This is a genomic window from Microbacterium abyssi (assembly GCF_015277895.1).
GTDB classification, from domain to species: Bacteria; Actinomycetota; Actinomycetes; order Actinomycetales; family Microbacteriaceae; genus Microbacterium; species Microbacterium abyssi.
This window is the reverse complement of the sequence record NZ_CP063815.1, coordinates 1190729-1213188: the sequence shown is the minus strand read 5'-3', so window position 1 is coordinate 1213188 and position 22460 is coordinate 1190729. Positions and strand designations below refer to the sequence as shown.

Sequence of the window (22460 nt, the reverse complement as noted above, 5' to 3'; positions counted from 1 at the left end):
TCGTCGGGTTCCATTCTTCCGCATCGCGGGGTTCGGTTCGACCGGTCGGGTGGGCGGCCTGGGGCTCGTTTCGACTCGCTGCGCTCGCTCAACGCGTTTCGTCTCGCCTTCGGCTCGCTCAACGACCCGCAGAAGGACGCTCCGGCTAGTCAACGGCCCGCGAGGGGTCAGGCGACGGGGTCGGTGTCGCCCATCGTCTGGGCGTCGCGGTGCGCCAGGATCTGGTTCACCTCGATCTGGTCGGCGAGCGCCTCGTTCACGAGCGCGACGTTCGGGATGTTGACCAGCCGCAGCGGCGAATCCATCCCGTTGGAGAGCGTGATCGTTCCTGCACCCCACATGCGCTGCAGGATGCCGCGGCGCACGCCGATCGTGTACCCGCGCACGTGCGACATCTCGCGCCGCTGGCGCGCGCCGAGCCCGCGGTGGACGATCACCCGCCGCGTGGTCACCGTGTACGTGCGAGAGGCCCAGACGAGGTACGGAACGACCACACCGACGACGAGCAGCACGGCAGCGGCGGCGATCAGCATCCAGTTCTCGAAGCCGGCGGGGAGGTTGTCGTAGAAGTACGCCGTCGCGCCGAATAGCGCGATCAGCAGCAGCGCCGACCAGAACAGTGCGCGCGCATGACCGTGGAAGCGCGCGATGAGCAGCTCTTCGGCGGGCGCACCCGGCGGCGGCATCATCGGCCGGCCTCCGAGCGTCGTGGGCTGAGTCATGCCTCCATTGTGCCCGGCGCCGCCGACATCTCCGCTCCGGCGACGGCGTGTCCAGCGGCCGTCGTCGTCAGCTCAGCCGTGCGTGCACCACGTCGCCGGCCCCGACGAGGCGTTCCTCGCCATCGTTGCGCACGCACAGGCGTCCGTCGGGTTCGAGGCGAACGGCCTCGCCGCGGAGGATCTCACCGTCCGGCAGAGCGACCTCGACGCTCCTTCCGAGGGTCGTGCACCGCGCCGATACCGCGGCATGCACGCCGCTGCGGTCCCCGTCTCCCCACGACCGCAGCGCGGACAGCAGGCCGTCGAGCCGACGAAGGTAGTCGGCCACGAGCCGGTCCGCATCGCACGTCTTCCCGAGCACGGCGAAGGAGGTGGCGGCGGGCACCGGAAGCTGCGCCTGGGTCATCGCGGTGTTCACGCCGGACCCGAGCACGATCGCCGAGCCGGTGGATTCCGCCAGGATGCCGCATATCTTGCGGCCGCCGACCAGCACGTCATTGGGCCATTTCACGCCGACCTCGTGGTCGGCGAGCTGCACGGTCACGGCGTCCGCCATCGCGAGCCCCGCCACGAGAGGGATCCATCCCATCGCCTCCGGCTGGGACGGCAGCTCGCGCAGCAGGACCGAGATCGCCAGCGCAGAACCGGCGGGCGTCTCCCAGGAGCGGTCCAGCCGGCCGCGGCCGGCGGTCTGGTTCTCGGTCAGCAGGACCGACAGATGCGGCCAGGCCTCGGCATCGGCGGACAGAAGCCGCAGGGCGGCGTTGGTCGACGCCGATTCGGCGAGCACCTCGAGCCGGGATGCCACGGCCTGTGCCTGAGGGAAGTCCATGTCGCCAGTCTACGAACCCGTCGAGTCAGGCGTCAGGGGCATCGGATCAGAGGTCGTCGTCCTTCGCCTCTTCGTCATCGTCGTCCTCATCCCGCGCGACGGCGCCGATCTCACGCTGGCGCCACTCGTCCCAGTCGCCCATGAGCCGATCGACGGCCGTGTGGAACTTCGCCGTCGCCACGCCCGGGGTCGTGTCTCCGAAGTAGTGCTGCACCCACATCCGCAGCTTCGCGATGGCCCGCTCGTCGGCACGCACGCGGTCGATCTCGGCGACGATGTCCGCCGCAGCATCCGCTGTCAGCCACTCGCAGTCGGAGAGATACCCGCCGGTGTCGATCGACGCGCGTTCGTCCATCGGGCGCGTGATCATCAGCGGCTTCCCTGACGCCAGGCGGTCGTAGACCATCGCCGAGATGTCGACGATCGCGACATCCGCTGACGAGAGCTGCCAGCCCAGCTCGGGGCTGTCGTCGAAGATGTGGCGCGCGGCGGCGTCTGACTGGTTAGTCTCGGCGATCGCCGAGATGATACGCCGATGCGCGGCGCCGTACTCGTCGTCTATGACACCACTGCGGGGGTGCGGCCGGTAGATCACCCGGTGTCGCCCGGTCGCCAGCAGCGCCTTGACGAGAGTCTCGCCGTGCGTCGCTATCGAGCCGTAGTGGGCGCTGGGACGATCGCCCTCCCAGGTGGGCGCGTAGAGCACGACGGTGCGCTCGTCGGGCGTGTACGGCAGGATGCCGGAGTAGTGATCCGCCTGCGGACGGCCGATCTCGATCGTCCTGCTGTCCACGTCGTAGTCCCAGAGCGTGCGGCTCAGACGGTCGCGCGCGGCCTGGCCGGCCACGAACGCGTAGTCGTACGCCTTGTACTGGTTCGTGGTCATGTACATCTTGTCGGACTCGCCGTGATTGATGAACACGTGCCAGCGCCGGCCGTACCGGAACATCTGGAAGTTGCGCGTGTTCTGGTTCACGTACAGCACGACGCGGATGTCCTGTCGGGAGATGAAGCGCTCGAGGTCGCGCACGGTGGGCACGAAGGCGACCGGCAGGGCGTCCTCCTCGAGCAGCTTCTCGGCGCCGCCCGCGTTGCGGGCGAGGACGACGACGGGCCAGAGCTTCTCGAGTTCGGCGAGCGGCCGGTACCACTGGCGCATCTGGTACATGTTGACGGCGCCGTCGGCGAAATACACCGCGACCTTGTAGTGGTCTTCGGGGTGCGGCGGCCGGGTCACGAGCTGCCGGCGGACCCGTTGCACGGCCTTCCTCGACCGCAGGGCCTTCCGCAGCAGTCGATAGGCCTTCTTGAGATCGCTGACACCACTCACCTCTCAAGAGTACGCATGGACGCTCGGCGCGCCATGACATGATCGACGGGTGGAAGAGCACGATTACACAACGCCTCGGTCAGGGGTGTCGTTCATCATGCCCGTGCTCAACGAGCGCGCGTACCTCGAGCACGCCGTCGCCTCGGTGCTGGCGCAGGAGCTGCAGGGTCCGAGCGAACTCGTGCTCGCCCTCGGCCCCTCCACCGACGGCACGACGGAGCTCGCCCGGCGCCTCGCAGACGAGGACGACCGGATCCGTCTCGTCGAGAACCCCGCCGCGCACATCCCGGTCGGCCTCAACGCGGCGATCCGCGCCAGCCGCCACCCTACGATCGTGCGCGTCGACGCGCACTCCGAGCTCGCCCCCGGGTACGCGCAGCGGGCGCTGGCGACGCTGGAGCGCACAGGCGCTGCGAACGTCGGCGGGGTGATGCGCGCGGACGGTCGCACACCGTTCCAGCGCGCGGTGGCCCGGGCGTACAACTCCCCCATCGGCCTCGGCGGCGGCGCCTATCACGGCACCACGCACGAGGGCGAAGCGGAGTCCGCCTATCTCGGCGTGATGCGTCGCTCCGTGCTCGAGCAGGTCGGGCTGTTCGACGAGTCGATCAGGCGCGGCGAGGACTGGGAGCTCAATCTGCGCATCCGCCAGGCAGGCCACAAGGTCTGGCTCGATCCGCAGCTGTCGGTGACCTATTGGCCGCGCGAGAGCTGGTGGCGGCTGGCGCGACAGTTCCGCGCGACAGGCGCATGGCGCGGCGAGCTCGTGCGGCGCTACGGCCGCAGCAACGGCCTGCGCTTCTTCGCTCCCCCCGCGCTCGTGCTGAACGTCGCGCTCGCGGTGATCGTCGGCATCCTGCAGCTCGCGCGCGTGCTGACCGGCGTCGCGTCTGTCGTGGCATCCATCATCTATCTGCCGCTGATCGCGTACGCGGTGCTCGTGGCCGCCATGGCGCTCCGACCCGGCGGCGGGCGCACGCCGCGAGAGCGTCTGTGGACCCTGGCCGTGCTGCCGACCATGCACCTGGCCTGGGGGTTCGGCTTCATCGCCGGTGTGCTGCGCGGCGCCAGGGACACCGTGGACGCCTCCCGCCTCGGCACGCGGAACACCCCGCTCCCCTGAAGCGCTACGGGGTGAGGTAGCCGAGGTCGAGGATGCGGGAGACCACGCGCTCGGCGGCGTGACCGTCGTCGCGGCCGTTGAACTGCCGCCGCCACGCCGCATACCGCTCGGCGAACCTGCCGGGCACCGAGTCGTCGATCACGGCGGCCACGAGCTCGTCCTGCGAGCCGACCAGCGGCCCCGGCGCGCGGTGGGCGAGGTCGAAGTAGAACCCGCGCAGCTGCCCCCGGTAGTGCTCGAGGTCGGGAACGAGGAAGAACATCGGCTTGCCCGTGACGCTGAAGTCGAACATCACCGAGGAGTAGTCCGTGATGAGCGCATCCGCCGCGAGCAGCAGCCGGGTGGTGTCGGGGAATCCTGTGACGTCGATCACACGCGCACCGGTGTGGTCCTTGCCCGGCCGAAGGGTTCGCGAGTGTCCGCGCACCAGCACGACCGCATCCGCCTGCTCGGCGAGAAGCTGGGGATCGACGAAGTCGACGATCTCGCTGCGATCGTCGCGCCAGGTCGGCGCGTACAGCAGCACCTTCTCCTCCGGGCCGATGCCGAGGGCTTCGCGAGTCGCCGCGCCGTCGCCGGTGACGAGCGTGTCGTTGCGGGGATAGCCGTCCGTCCAGATGGGCTTGCCGAAGAAGGCGTACGCCTTCTTGAGGATGCGCTCGGCATAGATGTTCTGCGCGAGCAGCACATCCCACCGCCGCGACTCCTTGATCACGGCCGCCATCCGCCTCGGGTCGAATCCCGGGCGATGCAGCGCGAGCCGCTTGAGCGGCGTGCCATGCCAGGTCTGCACCACCCGCTGCCCGGCCTTGCGTGCAAATCGGCGCCGCAGCCAGTCGTTCACGATCAGCAGCCGTGCCGCTCCCCTGGCCCGCCACCACTCCGGGCTGCCCTCGACGACGGCGATCGCCCCGTCCGGGACCGGCACCGACAGGTCGACGACGCTCCAGTACCGCGTGACGCCCGGCGCGCGCGCGGCGAGCTCGCGATCGATCGCCCCGGGGTTGCATCCCGCGCTCTGGCCGTAGAAGCTCTCGAAGAACACGGCGTTCTCGTCGCCGCCGGATTGCGCGACGTAGCGCTCCTCGAGCGCCGATTGCCCGTCGCTCGTCTCGTGGACCGGATCCAGCGGAGGTGCGATCACGACGTGTGCGCCCTGAAGTGAGATCCGAACCCCCGGCAGCACCCGGGGCTCCGCCTCGATTCCGGTGAGATCCACGCCGTCGATGCTGAGCTCGTACGCGCCTGACGGGAGCGGCAGCTCGGCGCCACCCCAGCGCGCCGCCTGCAGCGGAAACGTCGCCTTCCAGGTCTTGCCACCGCCGGTGATCTTCCCGAGGACGCGCGCGCGAGATCCTGCGAGCGTCCCCTCAGAGGGTCTCGAACCCGTGCCGGCGATGACCAGGCTCTCGGTCTGCTCATCGATGCGGGCGGTCGTCATCCTGCTCCTCTCGGCGCGGGGATCCCCCGCGCGCGCATGGCTCGGTACACGCGCCGGGTGTTCTGCCCGTCACGATGCGCATGCAACTGTGCGCTGAGCGTACTGGATGCCGTCGAACGCATCGCGAACGCGGTCTCGTCCGTCAGCAGGCCGTCCAGCTGGTCCAGCAGCCCGTTCCAGTCGACCGCGGCATCCGCCCCGGCGATGTCCTCGTAGCGCCCGTAGAAGCCGCGCGTACGGGCGTACTCCTCAGCGTCGGGCGCGAGATACAGCACCGGCATCCCGAGGAGCCCGACGTCGTACGCCAGCGATGAGTAGTCCGTGATCAGCACGTCGATCCCCGGTAGCGCCGGTGTAACGTCGTTCATGACGTCGGATCCCAGCATCCGCACCCGTGCGGTCGGCAGCGGCGACCGGTACGCGCCCGCGCCGAGCGGATGCGAGCGCACGAACAGCACAGCATTGCGCTGCTCGAGCAGGGCGACGATGCGCACCCACTCCGCCGCGGTCGGCACGGCGGGGTCGTCGCCGCCATCGCGCCAGGTCGGCGCGTACAGCACCCTGCGAGCGCCCTCGGGCAGCGGTCCGGTCGCCTCCTCCAGCAGAGCGGATGCCGCGGACCGCCGTTCCTCAGCGGTGCCGGCCGACAGCACGTCGACACGGGGCTCGCCGGTCACGACGACCTTCGCGTCCCCGAGAGCGAAGGCGGATTCGAGCCGCCCGCGAGAGCGCTCGGACGCGGCGGGCATCAACGTGATGCGCTGCGCCGTCGCGCGGTACAGGAGTTCGACCAGGCGGCGCAGCAGTCGCGCTCCCGGCACGTTCGGCACCTGGGTGGTCGCGAGCGAATCGAGTCCGATGCGCTTGAGCGGGATGCCGTGCCAGAGCTGCACGATGAACGCTCCGGAGGCGGCGTAGCGGTTCACGTCGCCCTGCCCGTGTGTCACGACCAGCACGCCCGCACGCGCGGTCGCCCACCAGCCCCGCAGGGACTGCTTGCGGATCGTCGGGATGCCGAGCGCGGCGGCGTCCCGATGCTCGCGATCGGAGGCTGCGAGCCAGACGGCGTCGTGCCCCTCGGCCTCGGCCACGCGCCACAGCGCGAGTGCGCCGTCCCCCACGCCGGCGCCGCAGCCGAACACCCAGCGGGTTCCACGCGGCACGAGGAGAGTGCCTATGCGTCCGGCGGCATACAGCGGGATCCGCAGCAGCTTGGCCGCGTTGCCGGAGCCGAAAGAGAAGGACGCCACCCCGCGAGCCTATCGCGGGGTGGCGTCCTTCTCTGTGAACGGTTCGGCTCAGAGATCGAGCTCGCCGAGCGTCACCGTCGCCTCGAACGTCTCACCGTCGCGCACGTAAGTGACGGTCGCCTCGCTGCCGGCGGCCGCGGCCCTGACCTGCGCCGTGAGGTCGGTCGCCCCCGTGATCGGGAGGCCGTTGAACTGCGTGACGATGTCGCTGCTCTCGAGTCCTCCGTCGGCTGCGGCACCGCCGCCGGTCGTCTCGACGATCACCGCACCGGCGACCTCCGCGCTCTCGACGGACGTGGCATCCTGCACGGTCGCGCCCAGCAGGCCGTGGGTCGCCGAGCCGTTCTCGATGATCTCGTCCGACACGCGCTTGGCGATGTTCGACGGGATCGAGAAGCCGACGCCGATGGAACCGGATTCCTCCGCGGCGCCGGCGGTCGCGATGGCGACGTTGATGCCGATGAGCCTGCCCTCGCTGTCGACCAGTGCACCACCGGAGTTCCCGGGGTTGATCGCGGCATCCGTCTGGATGACCGAGATCGAGATCGACTGGCTCGCGCTCTGCTGCTCTGTGCCGGGAAGATCGAACTGGAACGGGCTGCCGCCCTGGTCGCCCTCATCCTGCGGAGCGTCCTCGGCTGCCGAGTCCGGCAACGCGGAAGAGGCGATCTGGATGCTGCGGTTCAGCGCACTGACGATGCCGGTGGTGACCGAGTTCGACAGTCCCAGCGGAGCGCCGACGGCCACCGCGGTGGAGCCGACGTTGAGTTCTGACGAGTCCGCGAACTCGATCGGCGCGAGATCCGTCGCGCCCTCGAGCTTGATGACGGCCAGGTCGTAGATCGGGTCGGTACCGACGATCTCGGCGTTGTAGATGTGACCGTCGGAGGTCGTGACGCGGATGGTCGGGTTCGCCTCGGCACCGCCGAGGGTCACGACGTGCGTGTTCGTGAGCACGTAGCCGTCGTCGCTCAGGACGACACCGGAGCCGCTGCCCGATTCACTGGAACCCGCGGCCTGGATGGTGACCACGGACGGGAGCACCTCGGTCGCGATGGCCGTGGTCTCGTTCACCGATCCCGGGTTGTTGACCGTGATCGCCTCGGGCCCTGTCGCGGTGCTGCCGACCGGCTGCGCCCAGAGAGTACTGCCGAGATAGCTGCCGCCGAGGCCGGCTGCGCCGCCGACGAGGGATGCGGCGACGATCAGCGCCGCGACCTTGCCTGCACCGAACGGCTTCTTCTCCGTGGTCCTCGTCGCGAGGGGCGTGACCGGCGTGGTCTGCTCGTGCGAACCCGCGGCGTAGGGGGTGACCGGAACCGCGTGCGCGTGCGGGTCAGCCGGCGTCGGGACGCCGAACGCGGCTCCCTGCGCGGTACTGCCGGTCGGCGCCGGGTGCTGTGACCCGGCCCAGCCGGGCTGATTCGGCGTCGCGGAGGGCGACGTGAACGCGGCGGGCATGTCGTGGCCGGAACCCGTGCCTGAGGCCTGCGGCGCAGGCTGCTCGGGGGACGAGGGCTGGTCGGGGGTGTTGTCGTGGTTCATGTCTGCTCCTTCATCAACGCCATTTCAGAGTGCCGCCTGTAGCTGTGCGTTCGATATGGGCAGGGTGAGTGCTGCCTATGGCCTTAGCCTGGTTCGCATGAGTGCTATTCCCGGCGCCTGGCGGCGCACTGCGGCGGGGGCGGGCCTGCTTTCCTCGGATGGCGTCGTCGCGCCCACCATCTTCGCAGAGATGTCTGCGGCGGCGGCGCGAACCGGTGCGATCAATCTCGGGCAGGGGTTCCCCGACGAGGATGGCCCTGCCGAGGTGCTCGAAGCGGCGCGGGACGCGATCGCCAGAGGCGTGAACCAGTACCCGCCGGGGCGCGGGTTCCCCGATCTGCTCGCGGCGATCGGCGAGCACCAGCACCGGTTCTACGGGCTCGAGGTCGACCCCGCGACCGAGGTCATCGTCACCGCCGGAGCCACGGAGGCCCTGACGGCGACGCTGCTGGCTCTGATCGACTCGCCGCACGACGAGGTCGTCGTCTTCGAGCCGTACTACGACTCGTACGCCGCCGCTGTCGCGCTCGCGGGTGCGCGGTTGCGCACCGTCCCCCTGCGGCTGCCGGATCTTCAGCCGGATCTCGAGGTGCTCGCGGCATCGGTCACCGACCGCACACGCATCATCCTCGTGAACGACCCGCACAATCCGACCGGCGCGGTCTTCACGCCCCAGGTGCAGGCCGAGATCGTGCGGCTGGCCGAGAAGCACGACGCGATCATCGTCACCGACGAGGTCTACGAGCACCTCACGTTCACGGGTCCGCACGTGCCGCTGGCGACGCTGGCCGGCGCCGCGGAGCGGACGCTGACGATCTCGTCGGGCGGCAAGACTTTCTCGACGACCGGGTGGAAGATCGGCTGGGTGCACGGGCCGGCCGATCTCATCACCGCGGTGCTGACCGTCAAGCAGTACCTCACATACGTGAACGGGTCGGCGTTCCAGCCCGCGATCGCCGTCGGACTGCGGATGCCGGATGCCTTCTTCGCGGATGCCGCAGCCACCCTCAAGCACAAGCACGAGGTCCTCGGGGGCGGTCTGCGCGCTGCCGGTTTCGAGGTCATCCCGCCGCAGGGTGGATACTTCACGGTCGCGGACGCAACGCCGCTGGGAGGAGCGGATGCCGCCGCCTTCTGCCGCGCGCTGCCGGAGAAGGCCGGAGTCGTCGCGATCCCGTTGAGCGCGTTCGTCAGCCCTGCACACCAGGGAGATTACGCCGGGCTCGTGCGCTTCGCCGCGTGCAAGCGCGTCGAGGTGCTCGAGGATGCCGCCGCGCGCCTGGCTGCTGCGCGGTTCTGAACCGAGCGATCAGCGCGGAATGACCCGGTAGCGCCGCAGCCGCAGCACGGGGTTGACCTCGCGCACTCTGGCGACAGCATCCGCGCTGATCTCCGCGACGGCGATACCCTCTTCTGTCCCGACGCCCGCGATCACGACGCCCTGCGGATCGATGATCTGCGAGTGACCGACGCCGATCGGCGTGGGGTGGTCGGCGGCCACGACGTACACGGTGTTCTCGATGGCGCGCGCGGCGAGCAGCGTCGTCCAGTGATGCTCCTTGAGCGCCCCGCGCACCCACTCCGCCGGCACGACGATGACGTCCGCTCCAGCGTCGACGAGGGTGCGGGCGACCTCGGGGAAACGCAGGTCGTAGCAGGTCATCATCGCCACGCGCAGCCCGTCGATGTCGAAGGTCTGCGGCTCGTCGAGTGCGCCCGCCTCGATCCAATCCGACTCGGTCTGCCCGAACGCGTCGTACAGGTGCTGCTTCCGGTACACGGCGCGCAGGCCGGTGCCGTCCACCGCGACGAGGGTGTTGCGCACCCGCTCCCCCGCGCTCTCGACGAGTCCGGCGATGATCGTGACATCGTGCGCGGATGCCGTCCGGCGCAGCCCCTGGACGAAGTCGCCCTCGAGCGTCTCGGAGTTCTCAGCGAGGGTCGCATCCATCGGATCGACGAAGAAACTCGAGTACTCCGGAAAGACCACCAGCCGCGCGCCGCGCGCCGCCGCATCGGAGGTCAGCTCCGCGATCCGCGCTCGATTGTCCGCGCGCGACGCTGTGGGACGGAACTGGCAGATGGCAACGGTCGACGGCATGCCCCCATCCTCCCGCATCCCCGCCCGTGGCGCCCCGCGCTCCGAACGCGTGCTAAGCTATAAGACGTGCCGCGGGGTGGAGCAGTTCGGTAGCTCGCCGGGCTCATAACCCGGAGGTCGCAGGTTCAAATCCTGTCCCCGCAACGAGAATGCGACACAGAAAGGCCCCGAGATCTTCACGATCTCGGGGCCTTCTCCTTTCGTGCTCGCCCCGGCCGCTCATGTCACACGACCATCGCCGGGCCGCGAGACCCGAAGCCAGCGATGACCGTAGGCCGGGACCTCCAGTTCGACCGTCCCACCGGGGCCGAGCGCCATGTGGGACGGCTCGAAGAGGTCGAGGAGGGTCGTCCCCTCCGGCTCGTCGGTCATCCGGAAAGTGGTGGTCACAGGCACCTCTGCGAAGTTGTGAAGGGCGATGAGACGGCCGACGTCGGCGGAGATCGAGTGCGCGAGAAGTGATTCGGCGGGCTGATCGATCACCTCGAAGCTGCCCCACCCCAGTTCCGGAGAGATGCGGTAGCGCGACGTGAGAGTACGGATGAAGTACAGCAGCGATTCTCGGTCCTCGAGCTGCGCGGCGACGTTGACGTGCTCGGGCGCGTATCCGTCGGTCGGCGGACGGGACACGAGCCTGCTCTGCGCGGCGTCCGAGAATCCTCCGTTGCGGTCTGCGGACCACTGCATCGGGGTCCGCACGGCTTCGCGGCCGGAGACCTCGACGTTCTCCCCCATGCCGATCTCTTCGCCGTAGAACAGCACGGGCGTGCCCGGGAGGGTGAAGAGCAGGCTGTAGGCCATGCGGATCCGGCGCGGATCGCCGTCGAGCATCGGAGGGAGGCGCCGCGTGATGCCTCGCCCGAACACACGCTGCCGTTCGTCCGGCGCGAACGCGTCGAACACCTCCTGCCGCTCGCTCTCGCTGAGCTTGTCGAGGGTCAATTCGTCGTGGTTTCGCAGGAAGTTCGCCCACTGCACCTCCGATCCGAGTGCGGGACGGGCACGCAGTGCCGCGATCAGAGGGGCCGGGTTCCTGCGGGCGAACGACAGGTACAGCGCCTGCATCGCGACGAAATCGAACTGCATGGTGAGCTCGTCTCCGTCTTCGTCGCCGAAGTACTGCACCTGCTTCTCGTAAGGCAGGTTCACTTCGCCGAGCAGGATCGCCTCGCTCGAACGACGCTGCAGGAACCGGCGGAGGTCGCGCAGCAGGTCGTGCGGCTCAGGGATGCCGGCTCCCTCAGGGATCTCGAGGAGGAACGGCACAGCATCGACGCGGAAGCCGGAGATGCCCAGTTGCAACCAGAATCCGATGACCTTCGCTATCTCATCACGCACGTGCGGGTTGGCGATGTTCAGGTCGGGCTGGTGCTCGTAGAAGCTGTGCTGATACCACTGTCCCGATTTCTCGTCCTTGCCCCAGATGCCATCGGCCTGGCCGGGGAAGACCGCGTTCTTCTGGCCTTTCGGGGGCGGATCGTCGCGCCAGACGTAGTAGTCCCTGAACGGAGAGTTGACGCTGCGCTTGGCAGCGAGGAACCACGGGTGGCGGTCGGATGTGTGATTGATCACCAGGTCGACGATCACCCTCATCCCGCGATCGCGTGCGGTGCGGATCACCTCGACGAGGTCGCCGTGGTTCCCCAGACGCGGATCGATACCGTAGAAGTCCCTGACGTCGTAGCCGTCGTCACGATCCGGCGTCGGATAGAACGGCATCAGCCACAGGCACGTGACGCCCAACTGCGAGAGGTAATCGATCCGCTGGGCGAGTCCTTGCAGGTCACCGATACCGTCGCCGTTCGAATCGAGGAAGGTCTCGATATCGAGGCAGTAGACCACTGCGGTCTTCCACCAGAGGTCGCTGGTGTCGGTGATCTTCACAGTCGCTCCTTCAGCTCAGGGATCAGTTCGGTTTCGGCGACGTCCAGGAATCGCGATTGCTCGGTGCCGACGTGATGCAGATACACGCGGTCGAATCCGGTCTCCACCAGATCCGCGATCCGGCCGGCCAACGAGGAGGCGTCGTGGTCGATCAGTACGGCTTTTCGCAGCTGCTCCTCGTCCAGCCCGGCCACTGCTGCCTCGAAGTCCTCGGGCTGCTCAAGATCCCAAGTGACCGGCGGTGACAGCAGACCGTTGCTCCATTGCTCGCGCGCGATGGCGAACGCCACGTCGTCGCGGTCCGCCACGCTGAGATGCACCTGCAGGATGCAGGGACCCGCGCCCCCCGCGGCACGGTAACAGTCGACGACTCGACGCAATGCGGCCGGTTCCTGAACGACCGTGGCAAGACCCTGCGCCCACGATGCCGCCCAAGCCGCGGTCTCAGCGCTCACGGCGGTCGCGAACAGCGGAGGCGGCTCGGCCGGCAAGCTCCACACTCTGGCGCGGTGGACTCGCACCAGACCGTCGTGGTCGACCTCTTCACCGCCCATCAGACGGTGGATTACGTCGACGCTCTCCCGCAGTCGATCGTTGCGGATGTGCTTGGCGGGCCAGCCATCGCCTGTCACGTGCTCGTTGATGGCCTCGCCGCTGCCCATCGCCGCCCAGAAACGCCCGGGGAACATCTCCTCCAAAGTGGAGAAAGCCTGGGCGATCATCACAGGGTGATAGCGCTGCCCTGGCGCATTGACCATGCCGATCGAGAAACGGGTGCAGGCCAGCGCCGCGGCGATCCAGCTCAGCGCGAAACCCGAATGGCCCTGCGCCCGAGTCCAGGGCGCGAGGTGATCGGAGCACATCGCTCCGTCGAATCCTGCGCGCTCGGCTCCGATGACGGCGTCCAGGAGCGCGCTCGGAGCGATCTGCTCGTGCGAAGCATGGAAACCGATGAACACCATGCGCAGAGTCTCTCAAGGAACGGGGCCCTTGAGGAGAGGTGGACACCGCCTAGCGGGTCGTGCCAAGATGCACGCCCTGCACGGACCGAGGCGAGGACACAGAGATGGCGGGTCGCGCACGCGCGAACCCGCCATCTTTGTGACACATGCCGGTCAGGCCGGCTGCGCCGATCACTCGGCGGCTGCGGCCTCCAGCTCGAGCAACTCGGTGACGGCATCCGTCAGGCGATCATCGGCTTCCGCGAACGCCGTCAGGTCGCCCTCCTTGAGCGCCGCCTCGCGGTCGGACAGCGCCTGCTGCGCTGCGGCCAGAGCCGACTGGTATGCGTCGGTCTCGGTTCCGGTGCCGGGCTCGTCCGTGCCGCCCTCGTCGGGCGGAGTGGTGCCGTCGCCCGGGTCCGTGGGCTCCACTTCCTCGTCGCCTCCGGTCGCACCGGAATCACCGCCGAAGATCGAATCGAGCGCCTCGGTGAGCGTGTCCTCGAAGGCGACGCTGTCGCCGAAGGTGACCAGCACCTTCTGAAGCAATGGCAGCTGCGTGCCCTCGGACGACTGCACGTACACCGGCTGCACGTAGAGCAGACCGCCGCCGACCGGCAGGGTGAGCAGGTTGCCGTATATCACCTCGGATTCCCCCTGCTGCAGCAGGTTCAACTGCTGCACGACGGCGGGATCGGAGTTGAAGGTGTTCTGCACCTGACCGGGGCCGGGCACCGTCGTGTCGGCGTCGATCTCCAGCAGCCTCAACTGCCCGTAGCCCTCTGCCTTCTCGCCGGCGGTGGATCCGGCATCCGAATCGACCGCCAGGTAACCCATCAGCACGTTCCGGCTGGTCGTCCCCTGCGCGGACGCAGGGATGAACGTCGAGAACATCGAGAACCGCGGCGAATCCTGGCCTGGCATCTGCATCGACAGGTAGTACGGCGGCTGCAATGACGTCGGGTCACGAGGATCGTCCGGCGTCTGCCAGCGGTTGTCCTGCTGCGCGAAGGAGCCGGCGGTGTCGACGTGGTAGACGCCGAGGATCTCACGCTGCACCTTGAACAGATCGGTCGGGTACCGCACGTGACTCATCAGGTCGGCGGACATGTCACTGACCGGCTTCACGGTCGCCGGGTAGACGTTCTGCCAAGCCTTCAGGATCGGATCCTCCTCGTCCCAGGCGTACAGCGTCACCGAGCCGTCGTAGGCGTCGACGGTGGCCTTGACCGAGTTGCGGATGTAGTTGATGTCGTCGATCGCGAAGTTCGGCGCCGCCGTGTTCGAATCGGTGATCGCGTCGGACAGGCTGACGCTCGTCGAGTACGGGTACGTCGCACTGGTGGTGTAGCCGTCGACGACCCAGACCATCCGGCCGTCCACGACGGTCGGATACGGGTCGCTGTCGAGCTCGAGGTACGGCGCGGCCTTCTGCACGCGCTCCTTGGGGTCGCGGTCGTACAGGATCTGCGAGTCGGAGTTCACCAGGTCGGAGAACAGGATCTCCGCCTCCTGGAACTTCAGCGCGTACAGCAGCTTGTTGAACGTGTTGCCGACGCGGGGTCCGCCGTCGCCGTCGAAGGTGGTCTTCGTGTCGTTCGCCCCGTCCTGACCACGCGGGTAGTCGATCTCGACCGGCTCGGTGCCCTCAGGCGCGCCGACGATCGAGTACAGCGGAGAGCTTTCGCCGAAGTAGACCCGCGGCTGGAAGTCCTCGGACTCGCTGAGGAAGCCGGCCGTGGGGATGCCCCGCTCGAGGAACACCGGCTCGCCCTCGCCGGTGCGCTGGTTGCCCGCTGCCACGACAAGGCCGTAACCGTGCGTGTAGACCGCGGTGCGGTTGTTCCAGTTGTTGCTGTCGCCGAGCCGGTTCACGTCGAGCTCACGGACGGCGACGACGGTGTCCTGCGTTGCGCCGTCGATCTCGTAACGGTCGACATCCAGCGTGTCCTGGAACTGGTAATAGCCGCGGAACTGCTCGAGCTGCTGCACGGTCGGGCTGATGATGCTCGGGTCCAGGATGCGGATGGATGCCGTGGTCGCGGCGTCGTCGCGCAACTGGCCGGCCTCCGCGTCGGTCTCCGCCTTGAACGGCGTGACCTCGAGGTCGGCGATGTCGTATGCCTCTTTGGTGCCGTCGATGTTGCGCTGGTAGAACTCGGCCTGGAAGCTGTTCTGGTTCGGGCGCACCTGGAAGGTGGTCACGACCCACGGGTAACCGATGCCGACGACGAGGGATGCCACGATGAGCAGCGCGGTCGCCGCCAGCGGGAAGCGCCAGCGCCCGATCACCGCGGTGACGAAGAAGAGGATGGCGACCAGGGCTGCGAGGATCGCGAGGATCGCCATCCCGGGGATGGTGGCGTTCACGCCGGTGTAGGCGGCACCGGTGATGCGGTCCTCCTCGGCGACGAGCGTCTTGAAGCGGTCGAGCCAGAGGCTCGCCGCCTGCACGAGCAGGTAAAGGCCGGCGAGGACGGCCAGCTGGATGCGGGCGGCCTTCGAGATGCGCAACTCGCCCTGGCCGATGCGCACAGAACCGTACAGGTAGGACACGAGCGCGGTGACGATCAGGCAGAGCAGGAGCACCGCCGACACGAACGCCAGCAGGATCGAGTAGAACGGCATCGCGAACAGGTAGAAGCCGGTGTCCATGCCGAACTGCGGGTCGGCAACACCGGTGGATCCGCCGCTGAACCAGAGCCAGACGGTCTCCCAGTTCCCCGCGGACGCGAAGCCGGCGAAGATGCCGAAGAAGATCGGCATGCCCCACATCGCCAGCCGGCGCAGGGGCTCGATGACCTCCTGGTACCGGTCGAGCTGGGAGCTCAGGCGCACATAGACCGGACGCAGCCGGTAGGCCAGCTGAATCACGACGAACAGAGGCACAGCCATGCCGAGGAAGCCCACGACGAACATCACCGAGGCGGCGATCCACTGCGTCGTGAGGACGCCGGCGAACCCTAGCTGGTCGAACCAGAGGAAGTCGGTGTACAGCGAGGCGAAGACGAAGAACGCCGCGACCAGCGCGGCGATGATCACCAACGAGATCGTCAGGATTCGTCGAGAGGTGCGAGGCGTGGCCGGATTCGGCGCCGAGGTCGTGGTCACCTGACCATCCTATGCACGCTCCCTATGTGCGGGCCGCGTGCATGGTGACGCTCAGGTCACGATGCCGCGCACGCGGGCAGCTCTTCGACATCACCGCCGTCCGCGATCACCTCGAGGGCGTCGAGCGACTCCTGGAGCGTCGCCGTGCTGATCACTTGGAGCCCATCCGGGATGTGGCCGACGACCTCGTCGCAGTTGGAGGACGGCGCGAGGAAGTAGTCGGCGCCGGCGTCTCGCGCTCCGTAGAGCTTCTGGCGGATGCCGCCGATCGGGCCGACCGCTCCGGTGGCGTCGATCGTCCCGGTGCCGGCGATGTCGTTGCCCCCGTTGAGCTCCCCCGGTGTCAATTCGTCCACGATGCCGAGGGCGAACATCATGCCGGCACTCGGCCCGCCGACGTTGTCGAGCTGGATCGTGACGTCGATCGGGAAGTCGTACTCGGTCGTGAGCGTGATGCCGATCAGCCAGGTGTCCACGCCGTTCACCAGTTCATGCTCGGGCGTGATCTCGACCTGCAGCTCCTCCTCGCCCCGCAGGACGGTGAGGTCGACGGCTTCCCCCTCGGCATCCTGGATCGCGGCGCGCAGCTCGCTGGCACTGGTCAGCTCGACGCCGTCGATGGCCTCGATGGCATCGCCTTCCTCAAGGAGGCCATCTGCGGGTGAGCCTTCCACAGCGGAGACGACCTGCACCTCTGCTCCGGTGTCGTAGCCCAGCTCGTGCAGTGCGGCGGCCGTCGCCTCGTGCTGCGAGTCGACCATCAGCATGGCGTTGCGCTCGTCGCGCTCCTCGGTGCTCACGCCCTCCGGGAACACGGAATCGAGCGGGACCACGGCACGCGAGGAATCCATCCAGGCGAGCGCGAGCTCGAACCACGACGGGGTGCGCTCACGGTTGCCGACGACCTGGACGGTGGTGAGGTTGAGGCTTCCGCCGGTCTCGAACGTCTCCGCGCCGTCGATCTCGATGAGCGGCACCTGCTCCCCGTCGCCGCTCGCGGCGGTGCCGAGCGTGTCATAAACCGGCCCAGGACGCTGGATCACGTACGGGGTGGGGAGGAACGTCAGCACCACCAGCGCGATGAGCGCGACGACGAGCGCCCACACTCCGAGCCCGATCCTCACAGGGCGGGATTGAGACACGTGTTCCTCCGTCGTTCGCGACCGGCGTACAGCGATCTGCTCGCGTCGGGGGTGCGTGCAGAAACCTGCAACTAGCGTAGATGGCACGGCTAGCGACGTGCTGAGAGGCGACCGACATGGCAGACAACGATCCGAACCCGGAAGACTTCCAGGAGTTCCTGCGGAGGATGATGTCCGGCGCGGGCGCCGGAGACTTCGACCTCGACGCACTGCAGAACGCGCTCGGCGGGGCGGACGGCATCCAGCTCGACCCCGCGATGATGGCCGCGCTCTCCCAGCAGCTGCAGAACGTGTTCGGCGCGGACCCGTGGGAGAACACTCTGCGGCAGGCGCTGCACATCGCGAACCGCGAGGGTCAGGGCATTACCGACGGATCGCGGCACTCGCTCGTCGACGCGTTCGCGCTTGCGAACCTCTGGCTGGGCGAGGCGACGACGATCTCGGAGCTCTCCGAGAGTCCGCAGGCGATGACCCGCGGCGAATGGGTCGAGAAGACGCTGCCTGTGTGGAAGGACATCGCCGGTCCCGTCTCGACGAGCATCGCCGATGCGCTCACGAGCGCCCTGGACACCCAGGTGCCGGAAGACATGCGCGGTGCGATACAGGGCGCCGGCAAGCTCATGAGGGGCCTGGGCGCCTCGGTGTTCGCCGCCCAGTTCGGACAGGTGCTCGGCAACCTGTCGCTCGAGGTCGTCTCCGGCGGCGACGTAGGCATCCCCGTGCTGCCGGCCGGGACCGCCGCGGTGATCCCGCAGAACATCACCGCGTTCGGCGAGGGCCTCGAGATCCCCGAGGATCAGATCACCCTCTACCTCGCGACGCGCGAACTCGCCTATGCACGGCTGTACCGGCACGCGAAGTGGCTGCATCTGCAGGTGATGTCGCAGATCACGGACTTCGCCCGCGGCGTGACCGTCGACGTGGAGGCGCTCGAGGACGTCGCCAGCCGCCTCGACCCCTCGAATCCCGAGGAGCTGCGCGCGGCGATCGAAGGCGGTGCACTGCTTCCGGCGCAGACCGACGCCCAGCGAGAATCGCTCGGCCGCCTCGAGAACATCGTCGCCATGATCGACGGCTGGGTGGATGTCGTGACGAGCGAGGCCACCTCGCGGTTGCCCGACGGCGTGCGACTCGCCGAGGCCGCACGCCGGCGGCGCGCCGTCGGCGGGCCGGCGGAGGACGCGCTGGGCGCCCTCGTCGGTCTGAAGCTGCGGCCCCGCAGGATGCGCGAGGCCGCCGAGATGTGGCGCAGGGTGACGGATGCCGTCGGCATCGCCGCCCGTGATTCGCTGTGGGACTACCCCGACCTGTTGCCCTCCGCCGCCGACATAGACGACCCGAGCGCTCTCATCGCCCGTCTGCAGGCCCGCTCCCGTGGCGAGGAGCCCGCTGCCGACGAGTTCGATGAGGCGCTGGCGCGTCTTCTGGACGGCGACGACTTCGCAGACGGGAAGAACGACGAGTCGCATGACGGCGACGCGAGCGAAGGAGACGGCGAAGAGAGCGACGACGGCGCTTCCGGCGAGGGCGAGAAGCCGGTCTGAGCCGGCCGGAACGACTCGTCCTGCACTTCGGCGCGCACCCCGGAGTTGTCCACTGATCGACGTTCGGCGCCCCCTGGCGTCCGGCGGCTGAGCAGAATCGGGGCATGCCTCCGATCACCCCGACCACGCTGACCCGCATCGACCCGGCGTTCCCGTTGCTGTGGCGCGACGTCGACACGGTCCAGTTCGGCCTGGACGGGCGGCACGGGCCGGACGGAGTCCTGCGTGTGTCGCTGTCGGAGCCGTGGGTCGAACCGCTCCTCCAGGCCATGCGCACCGGCTTCCGCCGGAGCGCGTTCGACGTGGTCGCGCACGGCGTCGGCGCCCCGCGCGAAGCCGCCCGCCAGCTGCTGCAGTTGCTGGAACCCGTGCTGCGCACGGACCCGCCCCCGCTCCCGGCGATCTGGATCGAGAGCGTCAACATCGACGACTCGCGCGTCGAGGCGCGCATGGAGCTCGCTCTGCGGGACGAGGGGTTCACGACCGCGGGAAGAGCAGCCGTCGGGGCCGTGGGCGTGGTGCTCGTGCACGGCGCAGCATCCGCTCATCAGCTCGCCGGCTACCTGCACGACGATCTCGCGCACGTACCGGTCGCCTTCGAACCCGGCGCCACTACGGTCGGTCCTCTGATCGTCCCCGGACGCACCCCTTGCCTGTCGTGCCGCGACGAGCACGAGCGGCAACGGGATCCGGCGTGGCCGGGTATGCACGCTCAGCTGATCGGTGCGGAGGGCGGGCGCATCACCGGCACTCGCGCGGCCGAGGCTGCCGGGCTGATCGCACGCCTGCTCGGCGAGGACGACGGCGCGAAGCACGCGAAGTCGGTGCGGGTCAGCCCCGACGGGCGCCGCGCGTGGCGCGAGGCGAGGTTTCACGAAGAATGCCGGTGCCGCGAGCAGTCGTTCCGATCTCCTCCAGGAACCGGGACGCACGGCGCTCCCCGCGCCCTGCCGACCGGGACCACGACAGCTCCAGCGTCCTTGCGGCGCGCGTGATTCCGACGTATGCGAGGCGGCGCTCCTCGTCGATCGCATCGAACCCGGTCGCGTAGGAGATCGGCAGCGCGCCCTCTGCGCATCCGGTCAGCAGCACGTGCGGCCACTCCAGACCCTTCGCCGCGTGCAGGGTCGAGAGTGTGACGGTCTGCATGGTCGGCTCGTGCTGGTCCTTCGCTCGGGCCATGAGCGTGTCGCTGAATGTCCGCAGCGTGGTGCCGTCCGGGGCCTCCTCTGCCAGCTGCAGGATCGCGCGCCGCGCCTCCCAGCCGTCCCGCTGCGCGCCGCCCGCCGCCGGCGGTTCGTCGGTGAGTCCCATCTCGCGCAGCACGCGCCGCACGTTCGGGAGGAAGCCGCGCTCGGTCGGAGCGACGGAGGCGCCGCGGAGCGCCAGCACCGCCTGACGCACCTCCGGCATGTCGAAGAACCGCTTGCCGCCCAGCACGCTCGCGGCGATGCCTGCCGCCGCGAGTGCCTGCTGAATCGCCGCGGACTGCGCGTGGGCTCGGTACAGGACGGCGATCTCGGACGGCGCGGCCCCGGTCTTGATGCGCGCCGTGATCGACGCGGCGATGCCAGCAGCCTCGTCCGTCTCGCTGTCGTACACCGTGAGCGTCGGCCCCTCGGCGGTCGGCGCCTCCCGCGCCGCGACGAGTTCGAGTGCCCCCGGCCGCCCTTTCATGAGGGCGTTGGCTGCGGCGAGGATCGGCGGCTGCGAGCGGTAGTTCGTCTCGAGCTTCACGACCGTCGCGTCGGGGTACCGGCGTCCGAACTCCAGCAGGTAGCGCTGATCGGCGCCGGCGAACGAGTAGATCGTCTGGCTCGCGTCGCCCACGACGCAGATGTCGCGGCGCTCGCCGAGCCACAGCTCCAGCAGCCGGTTCTGCAACGGGGAGACGTCCTGGAACTCGTCGACGGTGAAGTGGCGGTACTGCTCGTGCACGGATGCCGCGACGCGAGGCTCGGCCTCCAGCATCCCTGCGCACGCCAGCAGCACGTCCTCGAAGTCGAGCTGACGCCGGTCGTCCTTGAGCACCTCGTACCCCCGCTGCAGATCCGCGAGCTGCTCGGCGCTCACCCGGCCGACGGCCTTGCCGAGCGCCGCGTGCTGCTCGATCGACAGCATCGAGACCTTCCGCCACTCGATCTCACTTGCGACGTCACGGAGCGTCGCGGTGTCCAGCCGCAGGCGCAGCTGTTCGGCCGCCTGCCCGAGCACCCGCACCTTGTTGTCGATGATCGCGGGCGCAGGCGAACCTGCCAGCGTCGGCCAGAAGAAGTTCAGCTGGGCGAGGGCAGCGGCGTGGAAGGTGCGGGCGGCGACACCTTCGATCCCGAGCGCACGCAGTCGGCCTCGCAACTCGCCGGCGGCCTTCGAGGTGAAGGTGACTGCCATCACCCTGTTCGGGGAGTACGCACCGGTGTCGACGCCGTGCGCGATGCGGTGCGTGATCACGCGGGTCTTGCCGGTGCCGGCGCCGGCAAGCACCGCGACCGGACCGCGCAGCACGGACGCCGCTTCCCGCTGCCGTTCGTCGAGCGCGTCGAGTGCGCTCACTCGCGCTCCTCGCACCAGCTCTGGATGAGCGCCCTGGCGATGGATGCAGGGCCAGGGAGGCCCACCGGCCCGTCGCCGTTCAGGGCGCTGCGGATCTCGTCACGGGTGAACCAGCGCACGTCGATGATCTCCTCGCCGTCCGGGCGCGCCGGGCGCTCGTCGGATGCCGTCGCTCTGAACCCGATCATCAGCGAGCGCGGATACGGCCAGGGCTGCGACGAGACGTAGCGGACGTCGTCGAGGAGGACGCCGGCCTCCTCTTCGATCTCGCGGTGAACCGTGGTCTCCAGCGACTCCCCCGCCTCGACGAAACCGGCGAAGCACGAGTACATCCGGCCGCGCCAGTTCGCGTTGGCGCCCAGCAGCAGACGCTCCCCGTCGGCGTTCTCCACCGCGACGATGACGGCGGGATCGGTGCGGGGGAAGATGTCGTGCGCACAGGTCGCGCATCGCCGGGACCAGCCGCCCTGCTGCAGGGCCGTCTCCGCGCCGCACGCCTGGCAGAACCGCGCGTCGCGCAGCCAGGACGCCAGGGTCACCGCGGCGACGAGGAGTTCGGTGCTCTCGCCATCCAGCATCCCGCCCGTGTCGCGCAACCCGAGCCAGGTCTCGGCGGGGGCCGCGTCGATCGAATCGGGCTCAGCTCCGACTGCGGCCAGCAGCAGCGAGTTGCCATCGCTGTCCTGCCCGAGCAGCCCCCATTCCGCCTCCTCGTCGACCTCGGCCGGCGGGACGGTCACGAGCGCGCCGTCCTGGACCCGCGCACGTCCGTCGCGGACCACGACGACACGGGCATCGGCCGAGGAGCGCAGCGCGTCGAGGATGCCCTGTTCATCACGGAGGTGGCCCGTCCGGTCGAACAGAGCACGCTGGACGGTCATCGACTCCCTCTCTCGCAGGCGTGGCGTAGGCGGAACCGCGCCCGAACAGACCTAACCTTG

General features: G+C 69.0%; 16 protein-coding genes and 1 tRNA gene. 4 read left to right on the top strand and 13 right to left on the bottom strand.

Annotation, left to right across the window (positions count from 1 at the left end; all coding sequences use genetic code 11):
• Positions 1-167 precede the first annotated feature (167 nt).
• The 3 genes from IM776_RS05905 to IM776_RS05895 all read right to left on the bottom strand — a co-directional run bounded on the left by IM776_RS05905 (position 168) and on the right by IM776_RS05895 (position 2884).
• Positions 168-722: a PH domain-containing protein gene (locus IM776_RS05905; protein WP_194422068.1), complete on the bottom strand. Its 555-nt coding sequence runs from the start codon at positions 720-722 to the stop codon at positions 168-170.
• Positions 723-789: 67 nt separating this feature from the next.
• Entirely contained in the window at positions 790-1554 is a 765-nt protein-coding gene (locus IM776_RS05900; RefSeq protein ID WP_194422067.1) for a biotin--[acetyl-CoA-carboxylase] ligase, read from the bottom strand.
• Between the two features lie 46 nt (positions 1555-1600).
• Entirely contained in the window at positions 1601-2884 is a 1284-nt protein-coding gene (locus tag IM776_RS05895) for a CDP-glycerol glycerophosphotransferase family protein (protein ID WP_194422066.1), read from the bottom strand.
• Positions 2885-2933: 49 nt separating this feature from the next.
• On the opposite strand from IM776_RS05895, the gene IM776_RS05890 reads away from it, so the two are divergent.
• Positions 2934-4007: a glycosyltransferase family 2 protein gene (locus tag IM776_RS05890; RefSeq protein ID WP_267237938.1), complete on the top strand. Its 1074-nt coding sequence runs from the start codon at positions 2934-2936 to the stop codon at positions 4005-4007.
• Positions 4008-4011: 4 nt separating this feature from the next.
• Here IM776_RS05890 and IM776_RS05885 read toward each other — a convergent pair whose 3' ends face one another.
• Genes IM776_RS05885 through IM776_RS05875 form a run of 3 tightly spaced genes read right to left on the bottom strand, consistent with a single transcriptional unit; the run spans position 4012 to position 8243 of the window.
• Positions 4012-5448 carry a CDP-glycerol glycerophosphotransferase family protein gene (locus tag IM776_RS05885; protein WP_194422065.1) on the bottom strand — a complete coding sequence of 479 codons (1437 nt, stop codon included), beginning with the start codon at positions 5446-5448 and terminating at the stop codon, positions 4012-4014.
• Positions 5445-6698 (bottom strand): CDP-glycerol glycerophosphotransferase family protein, encoded by a 1254-nt coding sequence (locus tag IM776_RS05880; protein WP_194422064.1) that lies wholly within the window; start codon positions 6696-6698, stop codon positions 5445-5447. The genes IM776_RS05885 and IM776_RS05880 overlap by 4 nt, the downstream gene beginning before the upstream one ends.
• A gap of 48 nt (positions 6699-6746) precedes the next feature.
• Complete coding sequence (locus IM776_RS05875) at positions 6747-8243, bottom strand: S1C family serine protease (RefSeq protein WP_194422063.1); 1497 nt, start codon at positions 8241-8243, stop codon at positions 6747-6749.
• Positions 8244-8340: 97 nt separating this feature from the next.
• Between IM776_RS05875 and IM776_RS05870 the strand changes: the two genes are divergently transcribed.
• A complete protein-coding gene (locus IM776_RS05870) occupies positions 8341-9543 on the top strand; it encodes an aminotransferase class I/II-fold pyridoxal phosphate-dependent enzyme (RefSeq protein ID WP_194422062.1) in 1203 nt (400 codons plus the stop codon).
• 9 nt (positions 9544-9552) lie between these two features.
• Here the strand turns inward: IM776_RS05870 and IM776_RS05865 are convergent, their stop codons facing one another.
• The gene (locus tag IM776_RS05865; protein ID WP_194422061.1) at positions 9553-10344 is read right to left on the bottom strand and encodes a carbon-nitrogen hydrolase family protein; all 792 of its coding nucleotides are present in this window, start codon (positions 10342-10344) and stop codon (positions 9553-9555) included.
• A 70-nt stretch (positions 10345-10414) separates the two neighbouring features.
• Here IM776_RS05865 and IM776_RS05860 point away from each other — a divergent pair.
• Positions 10415-10488, top strand: a tRNA-Met gene (locus tag IM776_RS05860).
• A 75-nt stretch (positions 10489-10563) separates the two neighbouring features.
• Here IM776_RS05860 and IM776_RS05855 read toward each other — a convergent pair.
• The 4 genes from IM776_RS05855 to IM776_RS05840 all read right to left on the bottom strand — a co-directional run bounded on the left by IM776_RS05855 (position 10564) and on the right by IM776_RS05840 (position 17422).
• Positions 10564-12228: an alpha-amylase family protein gene (locus IM776_RS05855; protein ID WP_194422060.1), complete on the bottom strand. Its 1665-nt coding sequence runs from the start codon at positions 12226-12228 to the stop codon at positions 10564-10566.
• A complete protein-coding gene (locus tag IM776_RS05850; protein ID WP_194422059.1) occupies positions 12225-13190 on the bottom strand; it encodes a TIGR03885 family FMN-dependent LLM class oxidoreductase in 966 nt (321 codons plus the stop codon). The genes IM776_RS05855 and IM776_RS05850 overlap by 4 nt, the downstream gene beginning before the upstream one ends.
• 171 nt (positions 13191-13361) lie before the next feature.
• Complete coding sequence (locus tag IM776_RS05845) at positions 13362-16280, bottom strand: UPF0182 family membrane protein (RefSeq protein ID WP_194422058.1); 2919 nt, start codon at positions 16278-16280, stop codon at positions 13362-13364.
• Between the two features lie 56 nt (positions 16281-16336).
• Positions 16337-17422, bottom strand: a complete 1086-nt coding sequence (locus tag IM776_RS05840) for a YlbL family protein (RefSeq protein WP_194422057.1) — start codon at positions 17420-17422, stop codon at positions 16337-16339.
• Between the two features lie 116 nt (positions 17423-17538).
• Between IM776_RS05840 and IM776_RS05835 the strand changes: the two genes are divergently transcribed.
• The gene (locus tag IM776_RS05835; RefSeq protein ID WP_194422056.1) at positions 17539-18966 is read left to right on the top strand and encodes a zinc-dependent metalloprotease; all 1428 of its coding nucleotides are present in this window, start codon (positions 17539-17541) and stop codon (positions 18964-18966) included.
• 831 nt (positions 18967-19797) lie between these two features.
• Here IM776_RS05835 and IM776_RS05830 read toward each other — a convergent pair.
• Together IM776_RS05830 and nudC are read right to left on the bottom strand one after the other, a co-directional pair.
• Positions 19798-21519: an ATP-dependent helicase gene (locus IM776_RS05830; protein ID WP_194422055.1), complete on the bottom strand. Its 1722-nt coding sequence runs from the start codon at positions 21517-21519 to the stop codon at positions 19798-19800.
• Positions 21516-22400: an NAD(+) diphosphatase gene (gene nudC, locus IM776_RS05825; protein WP_194422054.1), complete on the bottom strand. Its 885-nt coding sequence runs from the start codon at positions 22398-22400 to the stop codon at positions 21516-21518. The genes IM776_RS05830 and nudC overlap by 4 nt, the downstream gene beginning before the upstream one ends.
• Positions 22401-22460: the final 60 nt, after the last annotated feature.

Excerpts from the sequence above, each read along its gene's own strand:
- IM776_RS05835 (WP_194422056.1), top strand. The coding sequence starts at position 17,539 with ATGGCAGACAACGATCCGAACCCGGAAGACTTCCAGGAGTTCCTGCGG.
- IM776_RS05885 (WP_194422065.1), bottom strand. The coding sequence starts at position 5,448 with ATGACGACCGCCCGCATCGATGAGCAGACCGAGAGCCTGGTCATCGCC.
- nudC (WP_194422054.1), bottom strand. The coding sequence starts at position 22,400 with ATGACCGTCCAGCGTGCTCTGTTCGACCGGACGGGCCACCTCCGTGAT.
- IM776_RS05875 (WP_194422063.1), bottom strand. The coding sequence starts at position 8,243 with ATGAACCACGACAACACCCCCGACCAGCCCTCGTCCCCCGAGCAGCCT.
- IM776_RS05850 (WP_194422059.1), bottom strand. The coding sequence starts at position 13,190 with ATGGTGTTCATCGGTTTCCATGCTTCGCACGAGCAGATCGCTCCGAGC.
- IM776_RS05905 (WP_194422068.1), bottom strand. The coding sequence starts at position 722 with ATGACTCAGCCCACGACGCTCGGAGGCCGGCCGATGATGCCGCCGCCG.
- IM776_RS05900 (WP_194422067.1), bottom strand. The coding sequence starts at position 1,554 with ATGGACTTCCCTCAGGCACAGGCCGTGGCATCCCGGCTCGAGGTGCTC.
- IM776_RS05870 (WP_194422062.1), top strand. The coding sequence starts at position 8,341 with ATGAGTGCTATTCCCGGCGCCTGGCGGCGCACTGCGGCGGGGGCGGGC.
- IM776_RS05865 (WP_194422061.1), bottom strand. The coding sequence starts at position 10,344 with ATGCCGTCGACCGTTGCCATCTGCCAGTTCCGTCCCACAGCGTCGCGC.